The sequence below is a fragment of the Halopelagius fulvigenes genome (genome assembly GCF_055398025.1).
The window spans coordinates 145,730-171,020 of the sequence record NZ_AP043844.1 but is presented as its reverse complement, the minus strand read 5'-3'; the positions used below and the strand labels follow the sequence as shown (position 1 = coordinate 171,020).

At 58.0% G+C, this 25,291-nt stretch carries 17 protein-coding genes and 3 pseudogenes; 11 read left to right on the top strand and 9 right to left on the bottom strand.

Going from position 1 to position 25,291, the window contains the following annotated elements; genetic code table 11:
* The first annotated feature begins 708 nt into the window (after nt 1-708).
* The 4 genes from ACZ522_RS02300 to epsC all read left to right on the top strand — a co-directional run bounded on the left by ACZ522_RS02300 (nt 709) and on the right by epsC (nt 7,281).
* Nucleotides 709-3,282: a GcvT family protein gene (locus ACZ522_RS02300; RefSeq protein ID WP_379694631.1), complete on the top strand. Its 2,574-nt coding sequence runs from the start codon at nt 709-711 to the stop codon at nt 3,280-3,282.
* 376 nt (nt 3,283-3,658) lie between these two features.
* Nucleotides 3,659-3,964, top strand: a complete 306-nt coding sequence (locus tag ACZ522_RS02295) for a molybdopterin dinucleotide binding domain-containing protein (protein ID WP_379694633.1) — start codon at nt 3,659-3,661, stop codon at nt 3,962-3,964.
* 374 nt (nt 3,965-4,338) lie between these two features.
* The gene (locus ACZ522_RS02290) at nt 4,339-5,589 is read left to right on the top strand and encodes a serine hydroxymethyltransferase (RefSeq protein ID WP_379694635.1); all 1,251 of its coding nucleotides are present in this window, start codon (nt 4,339-4,341) and stop codon (nt 5,587-5,589) included.
* A gap of 819 nt (nt 5,590-6,408) precedes the next feature.
* A complete protein-coding gene (gene epsC, locus ACZ522_RS02285) occupies nt 6,409-7,281 on the top strand; it encodes a serine O-acetyltransferase EpsC (protein WP_379694638.1) in 873 nt (290 codons plus the stop codon).
* A gap of 209 nt (nt 7,282-7,490) precedes the next feature.
* On the opposite strand, the gene ACZ522_RS02280 is transcribed toward epsC, so the two are convergent.
* Entirely contained in the window at nt 7,491-8,111 is a 621-nt protein-coding gene (locus ACZ522_RS02280) for a phosphogluconate dehydrogenase C-terminal domain-containing protein (RefSeq protein ID WP_379694640.1), read from the bottom strand.
* 634 nt (nt 8,112-8,745) lie between these two features.
* On the opposite strand from ACZ522_RS02280, the pseudogene ACZ522_RS02275 reads away from it, so the two are divergent.
* Nucleotides 8,746-9,987, top strand: a pseudogene (locus ACZ522_RS02275) (primase-associated protein); the annotation flags it as partial.
* Between the two features lie 10 nt (nt 9,988-9,997).
* On the opposite strand, the gene ACZ522_RS02270 reads toward ACZ522_RS02275, so the two are convergent.
* The gene (locus tag ACZ522_RS02270; protein WP_379694641.1) at nt 9,998-10,174 is read right to left on the bottom strand and encodes a hypothetical protein; all 177 of its coding nucleotides are present in this window, start codon (nt 10,172-10,174) and stop codon (nt 9,998-10,000) included.
* Nucleotides 10,175-10,261: 87 nt separating this feature from the next.
* Here ACZ522_RS02270 and ACZ522_RS02265 point away from each other — a divergent pair.
* The 3 genes and pseudogenes from ACZ522_RS02265 to ACZ522_RS02255 all read left to right on the top strand — a co-directional run.
* Nucleotides 10,262-10,492: pseudogene (locus tag ACZ522_RS02265) on the top strand (DUF2270 domain-containing protein); the annotation flags it as partial.
* Between the two features lie 480 nt (nt 10,493-10,972).
* Nucleotides 10,973-12,346 carry a four-carbon acid sugar kinase family protein gene (locus ACZ522_RS02260; protein ID WP_379694643.1) on the top strand — a complete coding sequence of 458 codons (1,374 nt, stop codon included), beginning with the start codon at nt 10,973-10,975 and terminating at the stop codon, nt 12,344-12,346.
* Between the two features lie 95 nt (nt 12,347-12,441).
* A complete protein-coding gene (locus ACZ522_RS02255) occupies nt 12,442-14,121 on the top strand; it encodes a glycoside hydrolase family 13 protein (RefSeq protein ID WP_379694646.1) in 1,680 nt (559 codons plus the stop codon).
* Between the two features lie 30 nt (nt 14,122-14,151).
* Here the strand turns inward: ACZ522_RS02255 and ACZ522_RS02250 are convergent, their stop codons facing one another.
* The 3 genes from ACZ522_RS02250 to ACZ522_RS02240 form a co-directional block, all read right to left on the bottom strand.
* Nucleotides 14,152-16,284, bottom strand: a complete 2,133-nt coding sequence (locus ACZ522_RS02250; protein WP_379694648.1) for an FAD-dependent oxidoreductase — start codon at nt 16,282-16,284, stop codon at nt 14,152-14,154.
* 475 nt (nt 16,285-16,759) lie between these two features.
* Nucleotides 16,760-17,359 (bottom strand): sugar phosphate isomerase/epimerase family protein, encoded by a 600-nt coding sequence (locus tag ACZ522_RS02245; RefSeq protein WP_379694651.1) that lies wholly within the window; start codon nt 17,357-17,359, stop codon nt 16,760-16,762.
* Nucleotides 17,360-19,253: 1,894 nt separating this feature from the next.
* Complete coding sequence (locus ACZ522_RS02240; protein ID WP_379694654.1) at nt 19,254-19,445, bottom strand: hypothetical protein; 192 nt, start codon at nt 19,443-19,445, stop codon at nt 19,254-19,256.
* Between the two features lie 161 nt (nt 19,446-19,606).
* Between ACZ522_RS02240 and ACZ522_RS02235 the strand changes: the two genes are divergently transcribed.
* A complete protein-coding gene (locus ACZ522_RS02235) occupies nt 19,607-19,918 on the top strand; it encodes a hypothetical protein (RefSeq protein WP_379694656.1) in 312 nt (103 codons plus the stop codon).
* Between the two features lie 33 nt (nt 19,919-19,951).
* On the opposite strand, the gene ACZ522_RS02230 is transcribed toward ACZ522_RS02235, so the two are convergent.
* The 4 genes and pseudogenes from ACZ522_RS02230 to ACZ522_RS02215 form a co-directional block, all read right to left on the bottom strand.
* Entirely contained in the window at nt 19,952-20,269 is a 318-nt protein-coding gene (locus tag ACZ522_RS02230) for a hypothetical protein (RefSeq protein WP_379694659.1), read from the bottom strand.
* Between the two features lie 231 nt (nt 20,270-20,500).
* On the bottom strand, nt 20,501-21,856 hold the full coding sequence (locus tag ACZ522_RS02225; protein WP_379694662.1) for a sodium:calcium antiporter: 1,356 nt from the start codon (nt 21,854-21,856) through the stop codon (nt 20,501-20,503).
* 202 nt (nt 21,857-22,058) lie between these two features.
* Nucleotides 22,059-22,241, bottom strand: coding sequence for an HVO_2922 family protein (locus ACZ522_RS02220; RefSeq protein ID WP_379694664.1), 183 nt, complete (start codon nt 22,239-22,241; stop codon nt 22,059-22,061).
* A gap of 396 nt (nt 22,242-22,637) precedes the next feature.
* Nucleotides 22,638-22,682: pseudogene (locus ACZ522_RS02215) on the bottom strand (hypothetical protein); the annotation flags it as partial.
* Nucleotides 22,683-22,723: 41 nt separating this feature from the next.
* Between ACZ522_RS02215 and ACZ522_RS02210 the strand changes: the two are divergent.
* Both ACZ522_RS02210 and ACZ522_RS02205 read left to right on the top strand, forming a co-directional pair.
* Entirely contained in the window at nt 22,724-22,873 is a 150-nt protein-coding gene (locus ACZ522_RS02210; RefSeq protein WP_379694666.1) for a hypothetical protein, read from the top strand.
* 448 nt (nt 22,874-23,321) lie between these two features.
* On the top strand, nt 23,322-25,136 hold the full coding sequence (locus tag ACZ522_RS02205; protein WP_379694671.1) for a ribosome biogenesis/translation initiation ATPase RLI: 1,815 nt from the start codon (nt 23,322-23,324) through the stop codon (nt 25,134-25,136).
* The last annotated feature ends 155 nt before the right edge of the window (nt 25,137-25,291 follow it).

Sequence of the window (25,291 nt, the reverse complement as noted above, 5' to 3'; positions counted from 1 at the left end):
TGTGTGTCTCGTTACTCTGTACCGATGCTCGAAATAGTCGTGGAACCACAACTGGGCGATCCCCGGTCGTTGTCACCCAGTCGGTGCTGACCGTCTTAATGTCGCCATCCTCTGAGACCTCTCTCCCCCGAGATGCGGGTCGTTCCGACGATTGTGACGTTCCGCTTACGAGGGAGTAACGACCTTCCTCGTAAGTCGTCTAAGACCACCGGTGGTCTACCCGATGCTGAGAGTCTTGACCGGCCCATAAGTTGGTATCTCCGGAAAGGTCGCGACATGCACCTCATACCTGCCAAGGCGGACTAAGGGCCCTGTACTGTACCGCATGACGAAACCAACGACCCACTAGTGACCACCATTGCCAACGGCGAGGGAGTCCTGTTGCCCTCATTTCTGCCACCAGACCGACTCCTCGCCGTCCCCAGCAGATTCGACCTGCCCATCAGAACACACTTGGGGGTGATCGAAGAATACCTCCTAAAATAATACAGTTACTCTGATAGAGAGAGTCAAGTTCGGCAACGGATCTGGAAGGCGACTCCGTTGACACCGTCTGGGGATCATGGCCGACACCGCCGACGCCTCTTCGGCCTCCGCCGAACCACTAAGTGACAAAACTCTACATGACACTAGAGTTACCGATTGCAAATGAAGTTTATAAAGGCGTTAGCTATATTTACACGCCACAGGCACCCATAACGCAGATTGATGAATCCAACCGACAACTTACCAACCGAGGCAGGCACCGTCATCGTCGGTGCCGGTATCGTCGGCTGTAATCTCGCGTATCAGCTGACCCAACTTGGCCGTGACGACGTAGTGGTCGTAGACCAGGGGCCAATGCCGACAACCGGGGGGTCCTCAACGCACGCGCCCGGTATCATGTTCCAAACCGCCGAGGAGAAGATCCTCACCAAATTCGCGGACTACAGCCGGCGGCTGTACTCCGACCTTGAGGGTGCTGACGGCCGACAGGCGTACAACGAAGTCGGTGGCATCGAGGTCGCCCGCTCAGAAGAACGAATGGACTTCCTCGAACGCCGCGTCGAGAACGGCCTCGCGTGGGGAATCGAGGACCCGCAGATCCTCTCGCCGGAGGAGGTAAGCGAGCGTCTCCCGCTCGTGGACGAGGACGAGATTCTGGGCGGCTACTATTCGCCGACCGACGGGCAAGTCTCAGGCGTCGTTGCGTGCGACGCACTGGCCCGGGAGGCGATGGAACGAGGTGCCCAGTTCGTTCCGCACACTCGAATCGAGGACGTCGAGTTCGAGGACGGCGCGGTGCAGGCGGTTGCTACCGAGAAGGGCACCATAGACTGTGACGAGGTCGTGGTTGCGACCAACATCTGGGCTCGACAGTTGGGCGAGGAGCTTGACGTCCACCTCCCAGTGACGCCGGTCGAGCATCAGTACACGGTAACTGAACCACTCGGCGAACTCGCCGACAGTGCGGTCGACATCACCGACCACCCGTTGTTCGAGAACTACCGCAACGTCTCCGGCGAAAAGGCGAAGCGTCTCCTCGTCGGTCCCGATCGTCCCATCCTCCGAGATCAGGACAACGCTATGTACTATCGGACTCACGGGGACGCGTATGGTATCGGTTCGTACAACCACGAACCGATTGTTCCGGATCCCGAGGGGTTGGGTGGCAATGACTCGGATGGCGAGCAGGGGTCGGTCCACGAGTTCACCGAGTACCACATGGAGAACGCGACCCATCCAGACCGGCCGGACAAGGCCCCTCGGCGGGCCAGCGACGAACTCCTCCCTGTTACGGCCGGAAAGGAGCTCGAACACAAGTACAACGGGATGTTCTCGGAGACGCCCAACGGCCTGCCCGTGATGGGGCCGGTCGAGGGGTACGACGGACTCTGGACGGCCGCAGGCATCTGGGTTACTCACGCCGGCGGTGCCGGGAAGGCGCTCGCCGAGTGGATGGAACGCGGCGTTCCCCGCCTTGACGATAGGCCGATTGACCTCGCCCACGCGGACGTCAATCGGTTCGACGCCCACGAAGGGAGCTGGGACTTCGCGCGTGATATCGGCGGCGAGGAGTACCGTATCGTCTACAATATCATGCACCCCAAGTGGGTGTGGACGGACAAACAACGGGACATCCGGCGGACCCCTATGTACCACAGCCACAAGGAACTCGACGCGGAGCTGTGGGCCGAGGCGGGGTGGGAAGAACCACAGTGGTTTGAGTCTAACGCCGACCTCCTAGCGAAGTACGGTGACCGGATCCCCGACCGCGAAGGGTGGGAGGCGAAGTACTGGTCACCCATCGAGGGCGCGGAGGCACTGAACGTCCGCGAAAATGTTGGCCTCCACGACATGACCTCGTTCAACAAGATGGAGGTCGTCGGGAGCGATGCTGGCGAGTTCGTCCAGCAGCTCTGTACAAACGACATGGACCTCAACGTCGGCGATGTGCGCTACACCCTCATGTGTAACGAGGGAGGCGGCGTGCGTGCGGACATCACTGTGACTCGTATCAGTGAAGACCGATATCTACTATTGACAACCGGTCGCGAGGTCGGCAACAACCATGTCGCGTGGGTCCGCGAACGGGCTCCAGAGGGTATCATCGTCAACGACGTTACCTCCAGTCTAGCCGCGATGGTCTGTACCGGACCGAACGCCCGGAAGGTACTCTCGAAGATTGCCGATGTCGATCTCTCAGACGAGGCGTTCCCGTTCTTCACGAGCCAACAGTTCTACGTGAAGAACGTGCCCGTGACCGCGCTTCGCGTCTCTTACGCCGGAGAACTCGGGTGGGAACTCTACACGCCGTCGGAGTACGGCGAACGGCTCTGGGAACACGTGCTTGAGGCGGGCGAGGAGTTCGACATTCGGCCGTACGGCAACGGTGCTCTCGACATTCTGCGTATCGAGAAGGGGTTCCGGCTATGGGGTGAGGACCTCCACACCGAGCACAATCCTTACGAAGCGGGTCTCGGCTGGGCCGTTGACCTTGATACCGACTTCATCGGCAAGGAGGCCGTCGAAGCAGCGGCTAAGGGTGACAATATCGATCACAAGGTTGCTTGTCTGACGCTTGACGACGAGGAGGCGGTCGTACTAGCCGACCGGCCGGTGATGGACGGCGACGAACCTATCGGATACGTTCACAGCGCCGAGTACGGCTACACCGTCGGCGCCTGTGTCGTTTACACGTATCTTCCCCCGGAGTACGCGGAGCCCGGGACGGACGTCGAAATCCTGTACGAGGGTGAGCGCTACGACGCCACCGTTCGCGAGGAACCACTGCTCGACTGACGCAGAGGCAAAGCGTTCCTCGGCCCCCCATTTCTCGTCTCTTCTCCGTCTCAAGAACACCGACGCTCAGAGGCGTGCGATCAGCGACTTATGGCGATCGTCCCCACAAGACAGCTAAGCGGGTCTCAGATCACAGTGACGGTCTGAAACAGCCATCGGTCGATCGAACTTCAGTTCAGTGTTCTGCCCGAAAAAGGATCCGTCTATTCATCAAGACCGTCGTCAGTGATCGTTTCCGTCTTTCTGGGATCTCCAATCGCGGAACCCGAATAGCTGCCAGTTCGCTCAACGCCGAGGCATTCTCGTGAGGGTCGACGGTGCACAGTGGTTCAACGCCTCCGAACGTGCGCGATCTACCGACCGGGGTGAGGGACTGATGACCCACGTCGGCGAGAGCTTCAGCGAGGTCCATCCGTCGACGGCCGAGCACTATGGTGTTGACGACGGCGACTACGTCCGTGTCCACTCCTGCCGCGGTGATATCGTCGTTAAGGCGCAGGTGACAGAGCGTATCAGCGAGGGAGTACTATTCTCCCAATGCACTTCGCAGCCGGCGCAGTCAATAAACTCACTCAGGAAACGTTCGGCCCCCACGCCGGTGTTCCCGAATGCAATGTATCGACTTCTTCTGTGTCGTTTGGACCTCGCGGGCGTATCGCCGTGTTGCACGTTTAGTCGTTAGGGCACACCGTAGTCGATCTGCTCTCGAAGTTCGTTCCACGATTCGTGGAATCCGTACGTCGATTTCGATTCTCTGCCGGTGGTGTTCTGATAGACGTCGTCGTACTGTAACAGTCGCGTCCAACCATCGTGATAACGATAACTGCAGTATTGGCACATACACGGCCGTACTGCACCAGATGGAATAGAAGTATTGGTGAGACGTCTTGGGTTGTGTAGTCTGCGAACCTTCTGAGTTTCGTCATCTGGAGTGTCGCCTCACGTGCTAGTCGCCGATATCCGCCTTTTGACCCATATTCTATCAAATACCAAACCGTTCGAGGTTGAATGCTTACTCCGCGTAAGATACTTACCCATCATAATAGATGCATAGGTATGGCGTTCAAGCAGTCGCTCGACGAGATAGATCCTGACACCGCCGAGGCCATCGACCTCGAGCGGGAACGACAGGAATCGACGCTGGGGATGATCGCCTCCGAAAATCACGTCTCAAACGCCGTACTCGAGGCGCAGGGGAGCGTACTCACCAACAAGTACGCCGAGGGTTACCCCGGAAACAGATACTACGGTGGGTGTCAGCACGTCGACACCGTCGAGGAACTCGCTATCGAGCGAGCGACGGAACTCTTTGGGGCCGATCACGTCAACGTGCAGCCACACAGCGGCACGCAGGCCAACATGGGCGTCTACTTCTCGGTGCTCAACCCGGGCGACAAGATCCTCTCGCTGTCGCTCTCCCACGGCGGGCATCTCTCTCACGGTCACAACGTCAACTTCTCCGGGCAGTTGTACGATGTCGAACAGTACGAGGTCGACCCGGAGACGGGATACATAGATTACGACGAACTGGAGAACCACGCGCGCGAGTTCGAGCCGGACCTCATCGTCAGCGGCTCCTCTGCCTACCCGCGCGAGTTCGAGTACGAACGGATCGGCGATATCGCGGACTCGATCGACGCGCATCACCTGGCGGATATCGCTCACGTAACCGGACTCATCGCTGCCGGCGTTCACCGGTCGCCCGTTGAGCACGCAGAGTTCGTCACTGGAAGCACTCACAAGACGATCCGAGCCGGCCGCGGCGGTATTATCATGTGCGAAGAGGAGTTTGCGGACGATATCGACTCCGCAGTGTTCCCCGGCGCTCAAGGGGGACCGTTGATGCACAACGTGGCCGGTAAAGCCGCAGGGTTCGCGGAAGCCAACACTGACGAGTTCGCGGACTACGCCGAACAGATGGTGGCAAACGCGAAGACGCTCGCCGACGTGTTCAACGACCGAGGGCTCTCGCTCGTGAGCGGTGGAACGGATAAGCATCTCGTGCTCGTGGACCTCCGTAAGTCATATCCTGACATTACTGGGAAGGAGGCCGAGGAACTGCTATCCGACGTCGGCATCATCGTCAACAAGAACACTGTACCCGGTGAGACACGGTCACCGATGGTGACTAGCGGAATCCGCGTCGGATCGCCGGCGCTCACGACCCGCGGGTTCGAGAAAGGCGAGATTGAGATCGTTGCCGACCAGATGGTAGATGTGCTTGATAATCCTGAAGACGAGGATGTTCACAGTCGAGTGGCTTCGACGGTCGAACGTCTCTGCGAAGAGTTCCCGATCTACGGATAACGGACTGGGACGTCGAGTCATTCTCCGATTCAGGTGGCTTGACGCTTACCTTGTGTAGCACCTCTTCAAAGCGGAAATCGTTGCCTTTCCTCCCTCTTTTGAGGGTGTCATAGAAGGAATGAAGAGATTTGAATCCGGTTCGGGCAAAGCCGGAAGCAAGCAACTGTGATCGGTTCTTGAGGGAGGTAAGCTCTCGCAACGCGGTAGCTCAGACGTGCGAGATATCGACGAACGCAAAAGTACACCCTAAATCACGAAGAGGGACATCTAGAGCCGATAGTTTATACCTTGAGTCGGGGGTGTCTCAGTCGGCTATATTAGAACGGAGAGCCTACTGGGAAAGCATCTGCTTCAGCTCGTCACGTCGCGAGCGGAGCGTTACAGGCGACGTCCCAGCAGCTTCAGCAATCACTGCTTGAGTGAACGAACAGCTTCGTTCTTGCGTGGAGAGATAGAGACAGGCCGGCTCTTCTCTGAGTCTCATCATCGTCAAAAACAGTCCACCACTCAGGCTCACCCAGTCTGAGGCGTCCAATCCGCGCGTCCTGCACCAGGCTTCAGATCAGCGAGATCGCCCTTGTGCATTTCCTGGATTATGTACTTGCACTCCCCGGTGACGAGCGTAACTTTCACTCCTGTTATTGTTATGACCGTCGTGCTGAATAGAGAGGATATGCTCAGCGCAGCGTTACCGAGAGATCAAGGGGCATCGACACAACACGCAATCACGGAACAGGTAGTATATCAAAGGAATTGAAGGCGTTGTATGGATGCAAAGTAGAAGAACTAATTTTACCCACAGCATCAACACCAACACGAATGGGATACGAGTACACCGGCAATGCCCACAGAGAACTCGTCGAGGCCTATCGAGCAGATGAATCGCCCTTTCCGACGGACACCTCAAGGGACTATCCTCGCCGCGATTTTCTGCGTGACGAACCACCCCTCCTCAAACAGCTCCTGTTCCCGCGGTGCTGGAACGCGACTGAGCTGCTGGACGATCCCGACGAAACTCGTGCCCGCCTAACCGAGCTTGGTATCTGCATGCACAAGGCCATCACAGCCTATTCGGGTCACGACGCGGACGATTTGACCGCAACCGTCGACAGGACGCTCGACCGGTTGCCCGCGATTCGACGTACCCTCAAGAAGGATGTCGAGGCCGCGTACAAGGGTGATCCCGCGGCAAAGAGCTACTGTGAGATCATTCGGTCGTATCCCGGTTTTCACGCCATCTTGACTCACCGGGTGGCGCACATTCTCTACGAGGAGGACTGTTTTGAGTACGCTCGCGAACTCGCTGAGTACTCGAAGGTTGAGACGGGAATCGACATCCATCCAGGTGCGGAGGTCGGCGAGTATTTCTTCGTCGATCACGGGACCGGGGTCGTCATCGGCGAGACGGCGACAGTCGGTGACTGGGTCCGAATCTACCAGAACGTCACTCTCGGGGCCCTCCATTTCGAGGAGGAGGAGGGCGAGGACCACATGCTGGCGAAGGACTACAAGCGCCATCCCGACATCGGCGACCACGTCGTCATCGGCGCCGGAAGCAACGTACTTGGGCCGGTGGAGATTGGCGACCATGTGAGCATCGGTGCAAACTCCTGGGTGACTGACGATGTCCCAGACAACACGAGTGTGTTCATCACCGATCACCCTGATCAGGAGCGGAAATCGAACAGGTAGCTGACTGTAGAAACTCGGACAGTACCCAGAACCTCGCGGTCACAAAGCACTGTCTGGGTAGCAGTACTTCCAGTGTGACTGTTTGTGCCGTAACTCACTCATGAGCCGATAGCAATCTATTCCTACGATTAGCGAGAAAGAAATCCAATAAATCCTTGAGAATTTGTCAAATCCAGCTAATTCCTTATTGAGCTATATCTGCCGTCATCTCACGTAGCGTCGCTTCGGAGAACACTCGCTCCTTCCAAGACGATGATTTCGTCCTTTGTCTCTTCGATAGCCTTCCGCGCACCGTCGGAAAAGGGGGAAGTCGGCGAATCCGAATACGATACCCAGTTTGACTCTGAGGTGACCGAACAAGAAGTCCCTCGCCGCTTGGTCGGAACACCCATTTCGACGGCATGCTCGTACGCCTCTCGAATAGTGTACAGACACACGCCGAGGACCATCTCGACGAGAGCGGGCCCCAGTATGGCCATCCGTTCCGTCGTCAACTCGTGCGCACGACGGACGGGTCCGTAGATATCTCGTGCGATGACTTCCCCTCTTTCGTAATCCTCCTCTGGTCCCTGATGGAGGGTGCACACGATGTCCTGCTCATTTCGTTCCTGTCCTCCGAACCAATCCGGATTCTTATCGTTCAGGTCGGATTTCGTCTCGATGATCGACGGGTGAGACGGATGGGTGATGAAATAGGAGATATCGTCACGTTCGCTGAGGGAGCCAGCGTACGCAGCTGCCGGGTCCAGCAAAACGACCATACTGCCGCTGTCGAGGTTCGGGACAACGTCCTCGGAGACCGGTCCGATGAGGTCGTCCGGAACCGCCATGATGACGATTTCCGGTATCGGTCACCAGCCCACGCCAAGGGAACGATTCCGACCGTTCGAGCGACTTTGAGGGCCGTCACGAACAGCCCGATAGTCACCCCTGTCACGCCCAAGGTATCGATGAACGTTGGCAGCAACGTAAGTACGGTCATGAACCCCAAGGCTGCCAGCGAACCGAGAGAGATACAGAGAGCCGAACTGCAGTTCTTCGGTGTCGAGCATCTGGTGGATACAGTGCAGCGTATCTCGGCTACGCGTCATTAACGCTGTGCCCACCGGCAGTACACTCTCATAGTGGAATGAATCATTCCATAGACAGATGTCGCGTTGTGAAGTGGTGTATGCGTACAATTTTTATTGTATCTACGAAAACCATGGATTATGTAGACCGGAGGACAGGTACTCGGAATTTCCTCCGAGTACCTCATAAGTAGCAGCACTCACCCCTAAAATAACATGTATATGGGAATATAGGAAGTCATTTTTGAATGCCACCGGCTATATTACAATATTAGGATAGAACGCGGAAATGTTCCCTTTTCTCTCCCTTACGCAACCGATCCTGATGAAAATAGGAAATGGATATTCATCAAACATGGCGGATATAATTTATTGTATATGTGTAGTTGTTCCGATCTGCATCAAGGCACACCCGAAGTTCGAGCACGCCCCACCGCGGAAGGTGCAGATCCTCTACGATATTCGCGAGCTCTACGTCAACAATCTCGCCTCTCTCCTTCGAGAATTCGGTGACGCGAACCTCCAACAAGATATTGCAGAGGTACTGTACGCAAAAGACCCCGGAGAAGACGGTCCGCACCCTGGCCGCGTTTGTACAGGGATCAAGGAGATGCCGGTGTTGGGCGAGGGGTTATATCTCGAAATCCCGGTGGCTGCGGCGTCGAGAGACTGTCTCGTTCATGCCGACACTGAGACTGGAGAGGCCGGAGAACTGCTCACTCGCGTCAAGAACAACCGCCTCTACGTGCCAGTCGGAGATTTCGATGCGAAGTATCGCGAGTACGCCAGACGCGCGTTCAAGAAGCTCCTACGGGTCCAAGAGGAGAACCTGTCCGAAGACCAGCTGACGTGGCTGACGACGAATGAGTCGGCCATCACAGAGCGTATTGACCGCTTCATCGAGACAGGACACCACGAGCGAATCTGGCGAGACTGGAACCCTGGTGAACGGACCATCCGTGTGCTACGGGATGCAATTCGAGACGCCCCGGATGAGGTTGTCTCGCTGAGAGATTTCCACTCAGCAAAGGAGCTGTTTGAAGCAGTGGATGCGTACGACCCGAAAGCAGACTGGAAGCGAGACGTGTGTAATCGCATCTCGAGTCCCCGGAGTCTCGGGAATCTCCTTGCATCCCAGCGCGACCATCGGAGCCTGGCTATTCGGCAGCACGGAAATACGAACCAGTATCGGATTCAGGAGTCTGCGCGTGGCGTCCAGCCCCTCACTGTCGAGTCACTCGAGGATCTATTTGAACTCCCCTGCATGGCGAACATGGCCGAACGCCTCCACGAAAAGAAACCAGTCCGAAAGGACCTGTACAACTCCGTCCGGATGGTAATGTGGCTGCCACAGTATCAGGACAGCGACCTCGAAACGATTGTCGCAGACCTCAAGGACGTCTTCTCGCGGTGGTCCTGGTACGACGAACAGGTTACCGACTACCAGATTCGCTACGAGTTCTCGAATACGATCGGTGGCGACACCCCGCTTCCGATGAACTGCGACAACGACGATATGCAGCGGTACTGCATCGGACAGGACCAGTGTCCATACTCCATCTGGGGAAGTCTCCCCTTCCCAGATGAGATGTACGACCAACTGGATGAGGTCGGGTCTACTGGAGACGAGTTCTAGCTCTTGGTGTCTATGCTCTCGTTCGTCGGAGGTCGTGCATCCCGAGGTCGTGCCATTGATCGTCCTCAAGATCGGCCGCGAGTTCCTCCCGCGCCTCGCTAATCCAATCGCGGAGCGACTTGGTCGAGACGTCGATGAGGGGCTCGTCGGCGCGGAGGCGAGTAGCCGACTTCACTAAGTAGCGCATGTGTACTGTTCGATGGTCTCCAGCACATGACACTCAGATTACGCCGTCACTATAACTACTTATGGAACGAGGAGATGTCTCTCCTCTATGACCGATTCGAGTAACGACGAGTTCGACCCAACAGCACCAGACCAACGGGAGATCGGCCGCGAAATGGTTGACGACAGTACGGGACTCGGTTCGATGATGGCCCACGCCTATCGCGGAGAAATAGACCGAGTGGGGACGTGGCGACAGCGCCTCGACCAGACGACGACGTGTACTCCGGATACTCCTCGCGCCTCGGCGGCGTCATGTTACAGCGGTCGAGACTCACCCAGAGATCGGACTCGTCGAGAATCCGGCTGAACGCCTCGTACACGTCCGAATGCTGGCGGTTGTCCCAGAGCGCCTGGTGCTGATAGAGGTTGACCATTCCCGCGTACTGACCGTGGGCCGGTTCGTCGAGACCTGAAGGCGGGCCGTACCAGGCTTCTGGTTCGTCCGGTGACCTCCCGAGGAAGTCCCAGATCGCGTCGACGACGGCTTCGCACTGGTCGTCCGGAACAGCCTGCTCGATCTTGACGTACCCGTTTCGGCGGAACGACGATAGCTGGTCGTCTGATAACACCATCACTTGCCTCGATACTGACAGTGATCGAGCAAATACCTTTCCACCGCACGCTCGGCACAACGGTTAAATTCCGACGCAGACATCGTCGACTCGATGATCAACGAAGCGCCGCCTATTGCTCGTCGGAGACGTATCGGCAGTCGACGGCGGTCGGGACGGCCGGCACGTCGATGGAGGCGACACCGATGAGCGATCACGGACTCCTTCTGGCCTTCTACGGCGACGACATCACTGGATCGACGGACGCGATGGACGCGCTGAGCCGGGCCGGCGTCGAGACGGTCCTCTTCCTCGATCCACCCAATCCGTCCACGGTCGAGCGTGAGTTCGCGGACGCGCAGGTCGTCGGCGTCGCGGGGACCAGTCGATCGATGACGCCCGCGGAGATGAACGATGCGCTCCCGCCGGCGTTCGAGCAACTCGCCGAACTGCCGGCGCCGGTCATCCACTACAAGATCTGCTCGACGTTCGACTCGGCCCCGGATATCGGCAGCATCGGACGCGCCATCGACGTCGCGGCCGACGCCTTCGAGACGGAGTCGGTGCCGATCGTCCCGGCCGCCCCCGCGCTCGGCCGCTACGTCGTCTTCGGCAACATGTTCGCAGCCGACGAGGACGGCGTCTACAGGCTGGATCGCCACCCGACGATGAGCGAGCACCCAGTGACGCCGATGGACGAGAGCGACCTGCGCCGCCACCTCGCCGAGCAGACCGACAGGTCGATGGGACTGGTCGACGTGCTGGGACTGGAAGCGGACCCGGAGGCTTCGCTGGCCGACGTACGCGAGGACGACCCCGACATCGTCTTCTTCGACACGCTCGACGAGGAGCATCAGGCGACGGTCGGGCGACTGGTCTGGGAGGAGTACGCGGAAGCGACCGAATCGATGGCCTTCGCGGTCGGCTCCTCGGGCTTCGAGTACGCCGTGACGGACTACTGGTCGAACGCCGGAATCGCCGCCGAAACGCCGACGTTCGAGACGCTTGACCCCGTCGACAGGCTGCTCGTAGTGTCAGGCAGCGCGTCGCCGGTGACGAAGACTCAAATCGAGACTGCGCTGGCGGCGGGGTTCACGGGAGTTAGGATCGATACGGCAGCGCTGGTCGATCCAGCGACCGACGACGAGCGTGAGCGTGTCCGCGACGAGGCCCTGTCCGCTCTGCGTTCGGGCGACAGCGTCGTCGTCTACACTGCGCTCGGCCCAGGGGACAACGCCGTCGCGGAGACGAAGGCTCGCGCCGACGAACTGGCCGACGCCCCCGAGGATGTCGGGCGCTACATCGGGCGACAGCAGGGCCAACTGTTGCGTGAACTGCTGGAAGCGGAACCGCTCGACAGAATCTGTGTGGCCGGCGGCGACACCTGCGGCCACGTCACGCCCCACCTCGACGTGTACGCGCTCCGGTCGCGCTTCCCGCTCGCACCGGGGAGTCCGATCTGCACCGCTCACGCGGCGACCGAGCGGTTCGACGGGCTGAAGATCGCACTCAAGGGTGGCCAACTCGGAGGCTCTGACTTCTTCGTCCGTGCGCGAGACGGTGCCGACGAGTGGAACTGAGACGAGATGCGGTCAGCCAGCGGGCAACGAGGTAGTAGGCCACCGCGAGACCCGCGGTCAGTAACTATATTTCGGTGACCGTCCACCGGAGGGGTATGAGCGACGATCGACCATGGTGGCGAGACGCCGTCATCTACCAGGTGTATCCGCGCAGTTTCAACGACACGGACGGCGACGGAATCGGCGATATCCCGGGAATCGTTGAGAAACTGGACTACTTCCAGGAACTGGGCGTCGACGCGCTCTGGTTGAGCCCGGTCTACGACTCACCCAACGTCGACAACGGCTACGACGTGAGCGACTACCGCGCGATCATGACGGAGTTCGGCACGATAGACGACTGGGAGGACCTGATCGACGGTCTCCACGAACGGGGGATGCGCCTCGTCATGGACATGGTGCTGAACCACACCTCGACGGAGCACGAGTGGTTCCAGCGCGCCCGTCGAGGCGAAGACGACTACCAAGACTACTACTTCTGGCGCGAGAGCGACGGCGAATCCCCGCCGAACAACTGGGAGGCGGTGTGGGGTGGCTCCGCGTGGGAGTACGACGAGACGGCGGCGGCGTCGTACCTCCACCTCTTCCACGAGCGTCAGGCCGACCTGAACTGGGACAATCCGACGGTGCGCGAGGAGATCTTCGATATCGTCGATTGGTGGCTGGAGAAGGGTGTCGACGGGTTCCGACTGGACTCGATCAACCTCATTTCGAAGCCCGAAGGGCTGTCGGACACGGACGAGGGGGAGGACCCGAACGGAATCAGCGTCGTCGCCAACGGTCCCCGAGTTGAGGAGCACCTTCGCGCGCTCTGTGAACGTGTCCACGCCTACGACGACGTAGTGACCATCGGTGAGACGCCCGACCTCACCGTCGATAAGGCTCGCTCATACGTCGGCTCCGAGACCGATAGCCTGAGCATGGTACTGAACTTCGAGCACGTGGAGGTCGATCGCGCCGAAGGAGGGTTGCGCTGGGAGATGCGCGAGTGGGAACTCCCCGAGTTGAAGTCGGTGATCGAGCGCTGGCAGACCGGACTCGCCGACGACGAGTGGCAGGGGCTGTACTTCAACAACCACGACCAGCCTCGGGCCGTCTCGCGATTCGGCGACGACGGCGAGTACCGGCGCGAATCCGCGAAGGTCATCGCGACGCTGCTCTTGACGCTGCGTGGGACGCCCTTCGTCTATCAGGGCGAAGAGATCGGCATGACAAACCCACGGTGCGACGACCTCGATGGGATCCGAGACGTCGCGACCCGGCGGACGCTCGCTCACGCCATCGAGCGTGGCGAGGTATCGAGCTTCGAGGACGTCAAGGAGGACATCAACCGTCGGACTCGGGACAACGCCCGGACCCCGGTCCAGTGGACCGACGGAGAACACGCCGGCTTCACGGACGGCGAACCGTGGCTCGGAGTCAACGACGATTACGAGACGGTCAACGTCGCCGACGCCCAAGCGGACCCCGACTCGGTCTGGCACTACTACCGGGACCTCATCGATATCAGGAATGAGTGTTCGCTACTGGTCAACGGCGAGTTCGAGCTGCTGGCCCCCGACTACGAATCGCTCTTCGCGTTTCTGCGGTCCGACGGCGACGAACGTGCGCTTGTGGCCCTCAACTTCGACGAGGAAGCGACGGCGATCGACGTGCCGGAATCGGTCCTCGAAGGCGAGTTCGAAGCGCTGATCGGCAACTACGCGGACGAGACGGTTCCTGCTGTCGACGAGGCGCTGCGTCCCTACGAAGCTCGGGTCTACGAACAACGCTGAACCGCTAACCGGACTCTGGCTCAGCTACGTTCAGACGTCGATACCCCGACGATCGGTCACTATCTTGTAGACGATTTGGGCGGCTTCGCCGCGGGTGAGCGTCACCTCGTCGGGGACTCCAACCTCTGACGCAGCAGCCGCCGGGTCGGTGTCAGTTTCTAGTTCGTCTGCGAGCACCGCGAGAAAACCATCGCTGCCGACCGGTTCGGCGACGGATCGCTCTTCGGGAGTCGGCAGTCGGCGGGCTCGTTCCGCCGCGTCACCGTCGCTGGAGAGGAAGTCAGCGGTCACCACGGCCCACGCGTCTGCCGTCGCGGTATCGAGGGGGTCGCCGGGCCGGGCCGCGTAGCCGTCGAAGAAGCCCTTCGCGCCGAGGACCTGAACGGCAGCGGCCCACGGCTCCTCGGCGGTCGAATCGGCGTCCGAGAAGTAGGTTAGCATCGTCCCGGCTTCGGCCAGTTCGTGTTGGAGGTCGACGGTGTCGAGCGTCCCGGGGAGCGCGTCCGTCCGAAGTGCGCGGGCGGCGGCGACGCCGGCGGCCTCGCCGAGTTGGAACCACGTCGGTTCGAGCCGAACCGTCTGGAACCCGACATGGCTGGCCGACAGTGCGACCGGAACCAACAGATTGTCGAGCCCCTCGGGAAGCATCGTCCCGTAGTCGATCTGGGACGGGACGGTCGACTCGGTCAGGAAGAATCGCCCGTCCGAGGCGGTCCCAGTGCGTCGGACCGCCTTCACGTCGTGGGGGTCAAGCGGGAACTCCGCGATGGCGACCGACCCGTCGTTGACCGGTGCGCGGTTGAGCCCCTCGGCGAGGAAGGCGTCGTGTTCCGTGAACGTCTCGCGCCCCTCGATACGGCGAGCCTCGCGGACGTAGAGCTGGAACGGCTCGTTGTCGTTGTCCTCGAACTCGTCGGTCGCGAGCCCCCACTGCTGAGCCTCACTCCGCGCGCGTTCGGGAACCGCGTCGTCGTTCTGGAGGAAGTAGATGAAGCCGAGAGCGTAGTCAAGGTGCCGTTGGGCTATCTCGCGGCGCGTCTCCCAGTCGGCCTCGGGATAGGTGTGGGACTCGCCGACGAGGTCGCACGCGTTCATGTCCCGCTTGTCGTTGGGCAGGTTCCCCCAGACGAACTCCTCGCCCTCCTGGTTAAGGTGGATATCACCCGCGAGCCCTTCGGGGGTCCGGCCCAGCAGGCGCGTCTGGGCCGGCAACGGCAGTAGTTCGTCTTCGACGGGATCTGAGCCCCGGTACACATCGTCTGTCAGCGGAACCCAGCGGTCGTCGTCGTCGACGGCGACGGGGGGTTCGTCCCGGTCGTACCACCGCCGCATCGCGGTCGAGAGTTCCGGCGCCGACCGGTCCGAGAGTCCGAACGCCATGGGGTCCTCGACGCCCCGTTCGTCGAGCAGTTCGCGCATCTCCTCGAGGTCGTGCAGTACCCAGAGGTACTCCCGTCGGTCATAGCCGTCGGGTTTCTCCGGGTAACGCATGTTGTCCGGATCGCTACTCAGACAGATGCGGTAGTTGTACGACTGGACGGCCTCGTCACCCTCGCCCGTGCTGCCAGCCCCAATCGTCGTCACGTCGTCGGCATCCGTGAACACGGTACCGGCGAAGCGTTCGCCGTACTCCTCGCGGCCCTCGCGACCGACCCGATAGGGGACTCCCGCTGTTGCGGCCAGATCACCCTCGTAGGTCGCGTCGACGAAGGCTTCGGCGCTCACTGTCGTCGTCCGGTCGTCCTGAGAAGCGGCGAACGTGACGCACGAGACGGTCCGCCCGGAGCGTTCCGCGGTGACCGGGTGCCACTCACGTTCGACGTCGAGCGTCGCTTCTGCGTCCACGAGCGCCTCGAACGCCTCTTCGGCGACGTGGGGTTCGAAGGCGAGACCGTCGTTACAGGTCCGATACTGGGGCGAATCGGGTCCGTACTCTTCCCGGTAGTGTGTCGCGACCCGCTCGAAGAACTCGTCGAGAACCGGTGAGCGGCCCTTGTCGGGATGCAATAATGTGTCCGTCATCCCAAGCCCACTCGCCATCATGCCACCGAGGTGGTCGTTGTACGTGACGAGGAGCGTGTCGAAGTCTGATCGAGCGGCGCAGACAGCTGCACCGATGCCCGCAGGTGTCCCTCCGGTCACCACGACATCGTACTGTTGCATATCCCGATTTCCTTCCGAATCGATATGAGTGTTTCCTCTCTGCGAAGAGAGCAATTTGAGGCTGCAGTGTCGTACGAACCTATGCGATCGGTTGAGGAAACCCTCTGTCCTGCGGCAGACCTGTTCAGCCTATTCGAACATCGCCACAGACGACCTGAACCCGAAGCGATTCTGGCCATATGGGACGCTCTCAGCCGTACGACGGCTGATGTGAAATCATCGACGAGAAGAGATAGCGGAATGATACCAGATAAGTACGTTTCTGTCACAGAGATTACTGTGGGTATGTCTAGTATATATTCGAACAAAATAACGGCCTCACAGACATATATGTAAAATATACATCTCTAAAACGAAAATCAGGATATCGGCCAGGAATCAGAATGTAGTTCATCTAGGCTGAACGGTCGTTTTTCGGAGGTGACAGAGAGCGGCGTATTATGACGAAGATGCTACCGGTTCAAAAATATAAGATCTACTGTAGGTCTAAGAGGAACCTAGCACCGGTCTCGAGGGAGGCGAGTGGGTCGCTCGGTTCATCGTGCTCGTAGACGAACCAATCGACGCCCGTCGCCAGTGCTGCATCGACACAGGACGCGAGATCGACGTCACCTTCCCCGACCTCGACGGACCGTTTCTCCGCAATATCAACGTCCTTGATGTGGAGAATTTCGAGTCGGTCGCCCAGCGACTCAATTCGCTTAACCGGATCATCGCCACCCGCAGCGACCCAGCCGACATCGAGTTCGACGCCGACGGAGTCGTCGATTTCTGCCATCTGCACGTCGAAGATCGCCGTATCAGTCCCTGAGAGGGGCTGAAACTCCCAGTGGTGGTTGTGATAGAGAAAGTCGAGATCGTAACCTGCGGCTGTCTCAGCGAGTGACTCCAATTTTTGGGCCATTTCTGCGATACGGTCGGCTGACTCAAAGTACGCCCGATCGCCGACGGAAACCGCCAGGGCGCCACAGTCGACGGCCGCGTACGATTCGATGGTTCGTTCGAGCTCGGCTGGCTGTTCGTCCAGGCTGATAAACGGGCCGAGATGTGCACCAGGAACCTCCAGACCGGTCAATCCAGTGTCCGCTTGACAGCCTCCGAGTCGGCTTCCGGGAACCGATGGAGGAATTCAACGCCGTCGTGCCCTGCGTCTGCACACAATTCAAGCACCTCTGGCAGTGTATGTGTCTTCTCGAGATCGCTGAGGGTAAACAGATTGATTGCCGTTTGCATCATCAGGTATATGTGCGCAATGAACATGTGTTTACCGGTCACCAATGAGAGAGTCCCGACGTTGAGACACCTACCAATCGGCAACGTCGACGAAATCCTTGTTCAGCGTGTCTGAACGAGTGTCCAGGTGAGGCGTGTACTCGATCATCGGTCGATCTCAATAACTATCGAACGGCTAGACTGTATGGTTCGGGGCAGTTACAAAATTGGGGGTGTAACACCTAATTGACCGCATTGGAGTTAGTGAGTCTCGCATCACGTCCTCAACGGCGCTGATTTCGACCGGTTACCGTTATCCTCGCCGACTAGATAGAGGGACCGATACTTCGTGGACGTCCGCACCCGCCTGCCGGTTGATGCCCATACTGATGCGGACAGTGCCGCTTGGAAAACACAACAATATAGGTTCCCAAACGAGATCGAAACAAGAGTCTGATTCGGCCACTGACCGGCGTCACCGGTGCAACTAAACAACCAGAGAACAGATAGTCATCACGTCCTACTATTCACTCGATACTACACGCTGGCATTACAGTTCTATGTATGTAATCTCAGATGTCTAAAAAAGCGCGCTCACGGATATTACAACGACACAGCGTCGGAGAACGAGGAGTCTACGAACTCTCTTTATGGGGAAGAAGCATACATCGTCTCGTCAAAAGCCCATTTCGACTTGAATAAGTAAGGATAGAAGGAATGAGTAGATAGATGTAATTGGACAATCAACAGATAATTGGTAGGAGTATATTTGCTTAGTGAATGAAAGTGAACGGTATCGAATGTCGCCTATAAGAGTTCTATAAGGCGTATCTTAGGATATCTTCTAGTGAAATTCGCTATTATACAGTTCAACTGTGAGAAGGGGCCGTCGTAAAAGTTAGTTTGGCGAGAGTGGTTCTCTTCACCCAGATTACTGCAGGTAAGTGGTTTCAGGAATGTCTCCGCGCCGAAATACCAAGTGTACACACAGTTCCAATTGATACTGTGTGTTTTTCTAGCTGCTTGGTTAATAGATCACCTACATCGTGTAAACATGAGAGATGTAACGAACAATGCGTTAGTCTCTCCACGGCTTCGCGACGTCCAGATAAAACAAACAAAATCATCTTCAAACCAGATTCATAGTGTCAACTGGCTTTTTAAAGTGTACAACCTGGCGGAAGGATTGGACGTTTCCGATTCCGTCATTGACTAGCGGCCGGAAACTCCCTGGCCATGACCTGCCAAACTCCAGTTCGGTATGGACTCCTGCTCTAGTGGGGTCACAAACGTCCATCGTCGTATCGGAGGAATCATCCACGTCGACACCACCGTTAGAAGTGAACAACCGCGCATCGTCGCGCGGTTTTGGGCTGTGAGGGCACTTTGGCTTAGGGCCGTAAGACGAAGTAGAACATCCTGGCAGAGAATCCCGGATGACATGTTAACGCTGTCCAATACTTTTGAAGAGGGAGGGTTGAAGGAGTCAGGTCGTTTCCACCCTCCCAACAAAACTTACTCATGCCACCCGAAAGAGACTATTTGGCGACGAGGACCACAGTCCACTATCAACGAGTGACCACCACTCTCGAAGACACCTGGCCAGACCGGTCGGACGGCGCTCGTGAATCTACGGGCGGAGGTCCCAGTCGTAGCCGTCACCGACGGTGGGAGTGAGCCCTCGGCGACCGTTGAGGTCGATGGAACGCCGGTAGAGATTCATATCATCGTAGTTGACCTCCGCGTTATGACTCTAATCACCCGTGTTGTCGCCGAAAGCCGACAGCGAAGTGCTCCCCGCACTGTGCGCAGGTGGCGTCGATGATTCCGTCTGGGTTGTAGTCGGTGTATTCTACCTTCGAGGTCATCTTGACCGGGATTACGTTTTGACAGCTCGGGCAGGTCACGGGTAGCGCCTCGTCCGTCGAAATCGCGGTTACGGTGGTCATTGGTGAATTAGACTAGACATCCCAGTCGGCGTAAGCAAGATACCTCACAAGATAGGGCGGCACTCGATCTAGATTCGGCACAGCCTCGCGGTCAAAGGCGTCCCCTGCCTTTCTAAAAGCCAGCAGAGGAAATAGACTGTTGACGCTCGAACATCAGTCTAATGAAACAGTTCAGCACCTCGGACGGGGACGAGATTCGAGTTGAGTGCGAGGAGACAGATCAGTCTTTTTCCGGGAGTCTCTCGCTCGTCGTCAGTTGTGATTCTGATGCTGATGTGCAGTTGATCGACGGTGTGCTCACCAGCAGCGCGCATGGTGACGAGATCCACTCGCTGTTCGCCTGCGAGGCCGAATTTCGAATCATCGTCGAGTCCGCAGGAAGTGGTGAGACGATTGTATACGAGAACTGCACGCTACTCAGTTCGAGCGGGAAGTGGACGGCCAGCGACGAATTCGTACGATCACTCGATTAATCATCGGACGAGACACAGCCCTCGCGAGTGTTACTATTTACCGGCGATTGCTCGTTCGTACGTCGTCTCTGCTTGTTCCGCGACGGCGTCCCAGTCGAACCGCGTTGCCCGTTCGAGCGGATCTTCGGGAGATCGGTGGCCGTCGAGTGTGCAAGTTATTTTGTCGATGATCGACTCTACGCTCGGCTCGGCGAGGTAGCCCGCATCGCCGATGACCTCACTCGCAGCGGATTCCGGGTGAGCTGCACCGATCAGGGTACAGTCCGCGGCCATCGCCTCGGCGTAGGTAACAACCACTTGGACGACTTCATCAAAATTGGCCTCGTTGAGCAGACGGCCCAGTCGGGGCATTCTCAGTGGTACGAACTGAACAGGGACAGTGCGATCGCTGAGCACCTTTCTCAGCTCAATGGCCTCACGCTACGTGCTCTTCTCGAACAAGAGGGCCACTCACACTCGTGGCCTGTCCGATCGCTGGTGAACGGATCTGCTTCGGTTGTGTCGTAGCAAAGTGACCCCGCTGAAACTTCAGCTGCTAACAGAATTGGCATTCAGCCCAATCCTCTGCTCGGATCTTCTAAGTCAGTCCGCGTGATCGGGCTGTCCTTGCTCTCCACGGACTGTGAGTGCCTCCCGGATATCCTGAATCGTCCGGCGGAGGAGGCGCTGGACGCTCTGTCGGCGTCGTACAAACACCACACTAGCGAGCACGAGGTAGAGCAGGGTGTATGCGTAGAGGACGGTGATACTGAGCGCTGTCGCTGTTGCTTCCGGGTAGGTCTGGACGAGGTAGAATTCTGCGAGCACCTGGGATGCGAACAATCCGAGCAAGAGGAGGGCTTCGCGGGCACTGATCGAGAAGTTCGTGAGGATTGCGATGGCGAATAGGCTCTGGGCAGCCGTGATCCAGATTTCGGCGGCCTGCTTCCCGTCGAACGGGAGCGTCCCCACACTCCCGAGGGAGATAGAGTAGACGACGGCAAGGGTGCCGATGAGGAGTGTCCATTGGTTGAGTTTCGAGGAGATGAGTGCGTTGAACCCCGCCGTCGACCGTGCCTTGTTCACGAGGTAGGCGACAACGATGAGCTCGGGGCTCTCGGAGGCAAGCGGAGCGAGCCACTGGATCATGAAGAACTCCGGTACCCCGTACCGCAATCCCACTTGTTCAAGGCCTTCAGCAAATGGGTGGACAGCGGTGAAGATGACCGCACCGGAGAACACGAATCCTGTGAGCACCACAACTACACGCCCGAGTTTCGAGAAGTCTTGAAAGTATGTGGGGACGCTCCCGTGGGCTTCGGATGCTTCGACCTCGCCACGAACGATAACGACGAGATAGAGCACGTACAACCCGACGAGGACGAGCGTATCGAGAGGGCCAATACCGCCGCCGAGCGGAACGAGGAACGCGAAGGCGGTTGCCGCCAGCAGGAATGTGATCTCGAGGGAGATGCCACGGTCCAGACTGACGGCGTCCGCGAGCAGGCCATCACGTTTTTCGACTGCAGAGTCGGGGGATCGGGTGGCGCGGTAGATGCTGAACAAAGCGATACCGGCCCAACCGAGTCCTATGAGGATACGGTTCGCGCCCGTCATGTTCGCAACCGCGAGGTTCGCTGCTTTCATCGAACCCTGTCCGGCCTCCCACGCGTAGAGGGCGTCGACGGCATACTCGGGTGCGACGGCGAGCACTGCGAGCACCGCGATAGCGAACGCCTGCGGAACGTCCTTCTCCGCCGTCTCCGCCGCCCACGCCAGGATAAACGACGCTCCCAGAATCCCGAGGCCCGCGACAACGACCGCCACGACGGGCGTGATGTTCTTGCCGGGGTGAACGGCACCGTACCCACCGTAGGCTTGGAACACCCACAGCCAGGGTATGGTGAACAAGATTGTGACAGCAACAGGAACCAATGGATGACGCAATCGGGACAACATTTCTTACTTAGAACCCGCAAGTGGACCACAGATAACTCACAAGATAACCACGAGACCACCAGAAACGGGCGATAGAGGCCATGATACCCCCATCCCTTTCATTATCCGGTCGGATGAGGGTTCAGGAGGTAGAGACCGTGACGGCCCAATGTATCACCGATAGACGGGTTATCGTGAATTCACGTCAGAAATACTTCGAATACTACTCGTCGACAAACTGGATGTCGGCGCCTCCAGCGTTCCGTTTCACACTATCGATACCCCGTTCCACACCCTGTTTCGACTGATAACCTTCGCCGCTGTCCGCGATGATCTTCCCATTCGGCGCGACGAGCCGCCACCGCCACTCTCCTGCTGAATCCTGGAATACTTCGAACGTCGCCATGCTTGACCAGTCGTCTATCTCCTACTTACACCCTCGTACTCATCGAACTACCATCCCATCGTCAATCCCCGCTCAGTCGACTGAGTTTGAGCTCCTGTCCGACCCTGATCCTGAATTAGATATGGCGACGACGCTGCGGCCTGCCGAGGATATCCGAATGCGAGTGTCTAAACGATAAAGGATGGGCTACATTCATTCTGAAACTATTGGATACAGATGAACCCTGACCGCCTCTCTCGACGCCCGGGATTGCGGTGAGCAAGTGAGGTCCCTGCTGACGCAACCCCCAAAGTCGGACAGATGCATCCTCTGTCCCCGGTTACTCCGTAAGACATGAACGACTCCGAAGGGATAGAGTTCGTTAGTGAGTAGAGTGATGGACACGTTGCTTCGCGCTTAACGCTCCGAGACTTTGACGCGAAGGACGTGGCCGCCGCAGCCGCACTGCTCGACGGCCCGGCAGGACGCCGTGAGTGGTAGCGATGACTAACCCCACCGGCGGCCTTGATGACGACACGCTGGCCGCCCTCGAAGCCGAGTTCGGTAACGCCGAGGCCGGGGTCACGGCGTGCGTGCGGCTATGGTTCAGGCTAGAGAACCTCGAGGAAATGCTAGAGGCGATGACCGAATGAACAGCGACCCGCGCAGAGAGGCGGGTATTCCGGTGAGGTATGTCGCCCCCGACGGCACTTCCCGAGAGTGCCACCGCTGCGGTGAGCGGGGACATCCGTGACTGAACTCAGTTGCGAGCGATGTAACACTCGATTCGAGACCGAACGCGACAGAGCGGCCGACGGGAGCGACACTACCCGGTGTCCGGCGTGCGGGGAGAAACACGACGTTCTGGCTCTGTTGAAACCCTCAATCGGTGATAGTTTGACGAGAGTGTGCTGAATATAACGCACAAATACAGCATCGTCTTTGCGTGATTTGATCATCAGAGATGCTCAGTACAGGTAGATTCCATCATCGGCGGCCGCGCTGACTACCGAGGATAAGTCCATACACCAAACTATTACCTCCGTTCGGATCTCTGTATCTGCTTCAAATGACTTTGCGAGTACTGGTACTAATGAAGGCATGAACCATAGACTCGTACAATCTATGATGCCCCCTTCAAATTCTGGAACTGAGAAATACATCGCAATCATTGACCAAGACAAGGTCACCGACGAGGTACGGAACATTGCCGTCAAATACGATCCGCTGAATCGATCCGGTTACGAAGGTTTCTACGTCACCGAAGACGGGGAACTTCACATCGATGATGTGAACGTGATGCGCGAGCACAAACTCATTGAGAAGAAGATTCCGAACGACGCAATCCAGATTGTCCCGCTTCCATCTGAAACCGGCCAACTTGTTCACCAGTATGGCGATAACGGATTCCGGATGCACGATCTCCCTGTCCCGGAAGATGGTAGAATCGTCGGACTCCTCGGTCGCAACGGGATCGGGAAAAGCACTGTCCTCCGCATTCTGGCCGGTGAGCTGGTACCGAATTTTGGTACCACAAATGAGGAAACCGATTGGAATCAGGCAATAGAATCTTTTCGTGGGACAACCCTTCAGACGCATCTTGAGCGGCTTCGAGATGACAGTGTCACGACTGCCTATAAGAATCAACGTGTCGACGCACTTCACGAGGGCGATGTCAAGACGGTGAATGAGTTGCTTGTTGCACGTTCGGACGATCCAGACCGGTTCGTTGACGAACTCGATCTTCGGTCGATCCGGGATCGGTCGCTGGCTGATCTCTCCGGTGGCGAACGTCAGCGGGTTGCGATCGGGGTCACCTTGTCGACCGATGCGGATCTCTATCTGTTCGACGAACCATCGTCGTTTCTAGATATCGAACAGCGGTTGTCAGTCGCGCGGACAATCCGCAGCCACGTCCAGGAAACGGATGCAGCGGCACTTGTCGTCGAACACGATCTAGCGACACTAGACCTCCTCTCCGACGCGATCCACGTATTGTACGGTGAACCAGGTGGGTTCGGTGTCGTCGCTCAACGATTAGCGGTTCGAACAGGCATCAACCAGTTCCTGGATGGTCGGCTGAAAGAGGAGAACGTCCAGATTCGACGGAACTCAATCGACTTTCCCACGGCCGGCGAGCGTGGTGTCCAGTCGGGTGAGCCAGTCCTCAATTATCCACAATTGGAAAAAGCGTTCGGGGAATTTTCGCTTAGAGTCGAACTCGGACAGGTACATGCCGGTGAGACGATTGGTATCGTTGGGGAGAACGCGCTTGGTAAAACGACGTTCGTGAAATTACTTACTGGAAGTATAGATGCCGACAACGGAACCGGTCTGGATGAGGTGACAGTGTCGTACAAGCCACAGTACATTACACCGGATAGCGACGAAACGGTTCGTGAGCGGTTCACAACGGTCGCAGATATTCACTCACAGTCCTTCACGACGCGAATCCAAGACCCGTTCGAACTTGAACCGCTGTATGATCGTTCCCTCGGTTCACTCTCGGGTGGTGAGTTACAACGTGTTGGTATTGCACTCTGTCTCGCGCGTGACGCGGACCTCTATCTCATAGACGAACCGTCGGCATTCTTGGACGTCAACCACCGAGTGTCCATCGCCGACCAGGTCCAACAATTTAGTAAACAAACAGACTGCCCAGTACTGGTCGTTGATCACGACCTCTTCGTTATCGACCGGGTGGCAGACCGGTTGATCGTGTTTGACGGGGAACCTGGTCGCCGCGGGCAGGCAAGTACCCCACAAGCAATGCGGGCTGGAATGAATGCATTTCTCTCCTCGCTCGGGATCACGTTTCGGCGGGATGAGCAAACTGGTAGACCACGAGTGAATAAGCCAGGGAGTCAGCTTGACCAGAAACAGAAATCAAGCGGTGAATACTACTACGGTGACTGAATGCTCATCCGGTTAGTGGTAGTGCCTGTTGTCTAACAGGCCTTAGTAACGAGGTTGGATGGCTGATCGTCATTGATTCCGTCGCTTCAAATATGTCCGGCTTGACTCTGGTAGTACGGATGGCACGCTTGCGTCGAAGAACGCGGAATCCCATG

Bases quoted from the DNA above. Each gene is read 5' to 3' on its own strand.
- ACZ522_RS02250 (WP_379694648.1), bottom strand. From the start codon at position 16,284: ATGCAACAGTACGATGTCGTGGTGACCGGAGGGACACCTGCGGGCATC.
- ACZ522_RS02255 (WP_379694646.1), top strand. From the start codon at position 12,442: ATGAGCGACGATCGACCATGGTGGCGAGACGCCGTCATCTACCAGGTG.
- ACZ522_RS02300 (WP_379694631.1), top strand. From the start codon at position 709: ATGAATCCAACCGACAACTTACCAACCGAGGCAGGCACCGTCATCGTC.
- ACZ522_RS02225 (WP_379694662.1), bottom strand. From the start codon at position 21,856: ATGTTGTCCCGATTGCGTCATCCATTGGTTCCTGTTGCTGTCACAATC.
- ACZ522_RS02220 (WP_379694664.1), bottom strand. From the start codon at position 22,241: ATGGCGACGTTCGAAGTATTCCAGGATTCAGCAGGAGAGTGGCGGTGG.
- ACZ522_RS02230 (WP_379694659.1), bottom strand. From the start codon at position 20,269: ATGCCCCGACTGGGCCGTCTGCTCAACGAGGCCAATTTTGATGAAGTC.
- ACZ522_RS02290 (WP_379694635.1), top strand. From the start codon at position 4,339: ATGGCGTTCAAGCAGTCGCTCGACGAGATAGATCCTGACACCGCCGAG.
- epsC (WP_379694638.1), top strand. From the start codon at position 6,409: ATGGGATACGAGTACACCGGCAATGCCCACAGAGAACTCGTCGAGGCC.
- ACZ522_RS02280 (WP_379694640.1), bottom strand. From the start codon at position 8,111: ATGGCGGTTCCGGACGACCTCATCGGACCGGTCTCCGAGGACGTTGTC.
- ACZ522_RS02240 (WP_379694654.1), bottom strand. From the start codon at position 19,445: ATGACCACCGTAACCGCGATTTCGACGGACGAGGCGCTACCCGTGACC.
- ACZ522_RS02205 (WP_379694671.1), top strand. From the start codon at position 23,322: ATGAACCATAGACTCGTACAATCTATGATGCCCCCTTCAAATTCTGGA.
- ACZ522_RS02235 (WP_379694656.1), top strand. From the start codon at position 19,607: ATGAAACAGTTCAGCACCTCGGACGGGGACGAGATTCGAGTTGAGTGC.
- ACZ522_RS02260 (WP_379694643.1), top strand. From the start codon at position 10,973: ATGAGCGATCACGGACTCCTTCTGGCCTTCTACGGCGACGACATCACT.
- ACZ522_RS02295 (WP_379694633.1), top strand. From the start codon at position 3,659: ATGACCCACGTCGGCGAGAGCTTCAGCGAGGTCCATCCGTCGACGGCC.
- ACZ522_RS02270 (WP_379694641.1), bottom strand. From the start codon at position 10,174: ATGCGCTACTTAGTGAAGTCGGCTACTCGCCTCCGCGCCGACGAGCCC.
- ACZ522_RS02210 (WP_379694666.1), top strand. From the start codon at position 22,724: ATGACTAACCCCACCGGCGGCCTTGATGACGACACGCTGGCCGCCCTC.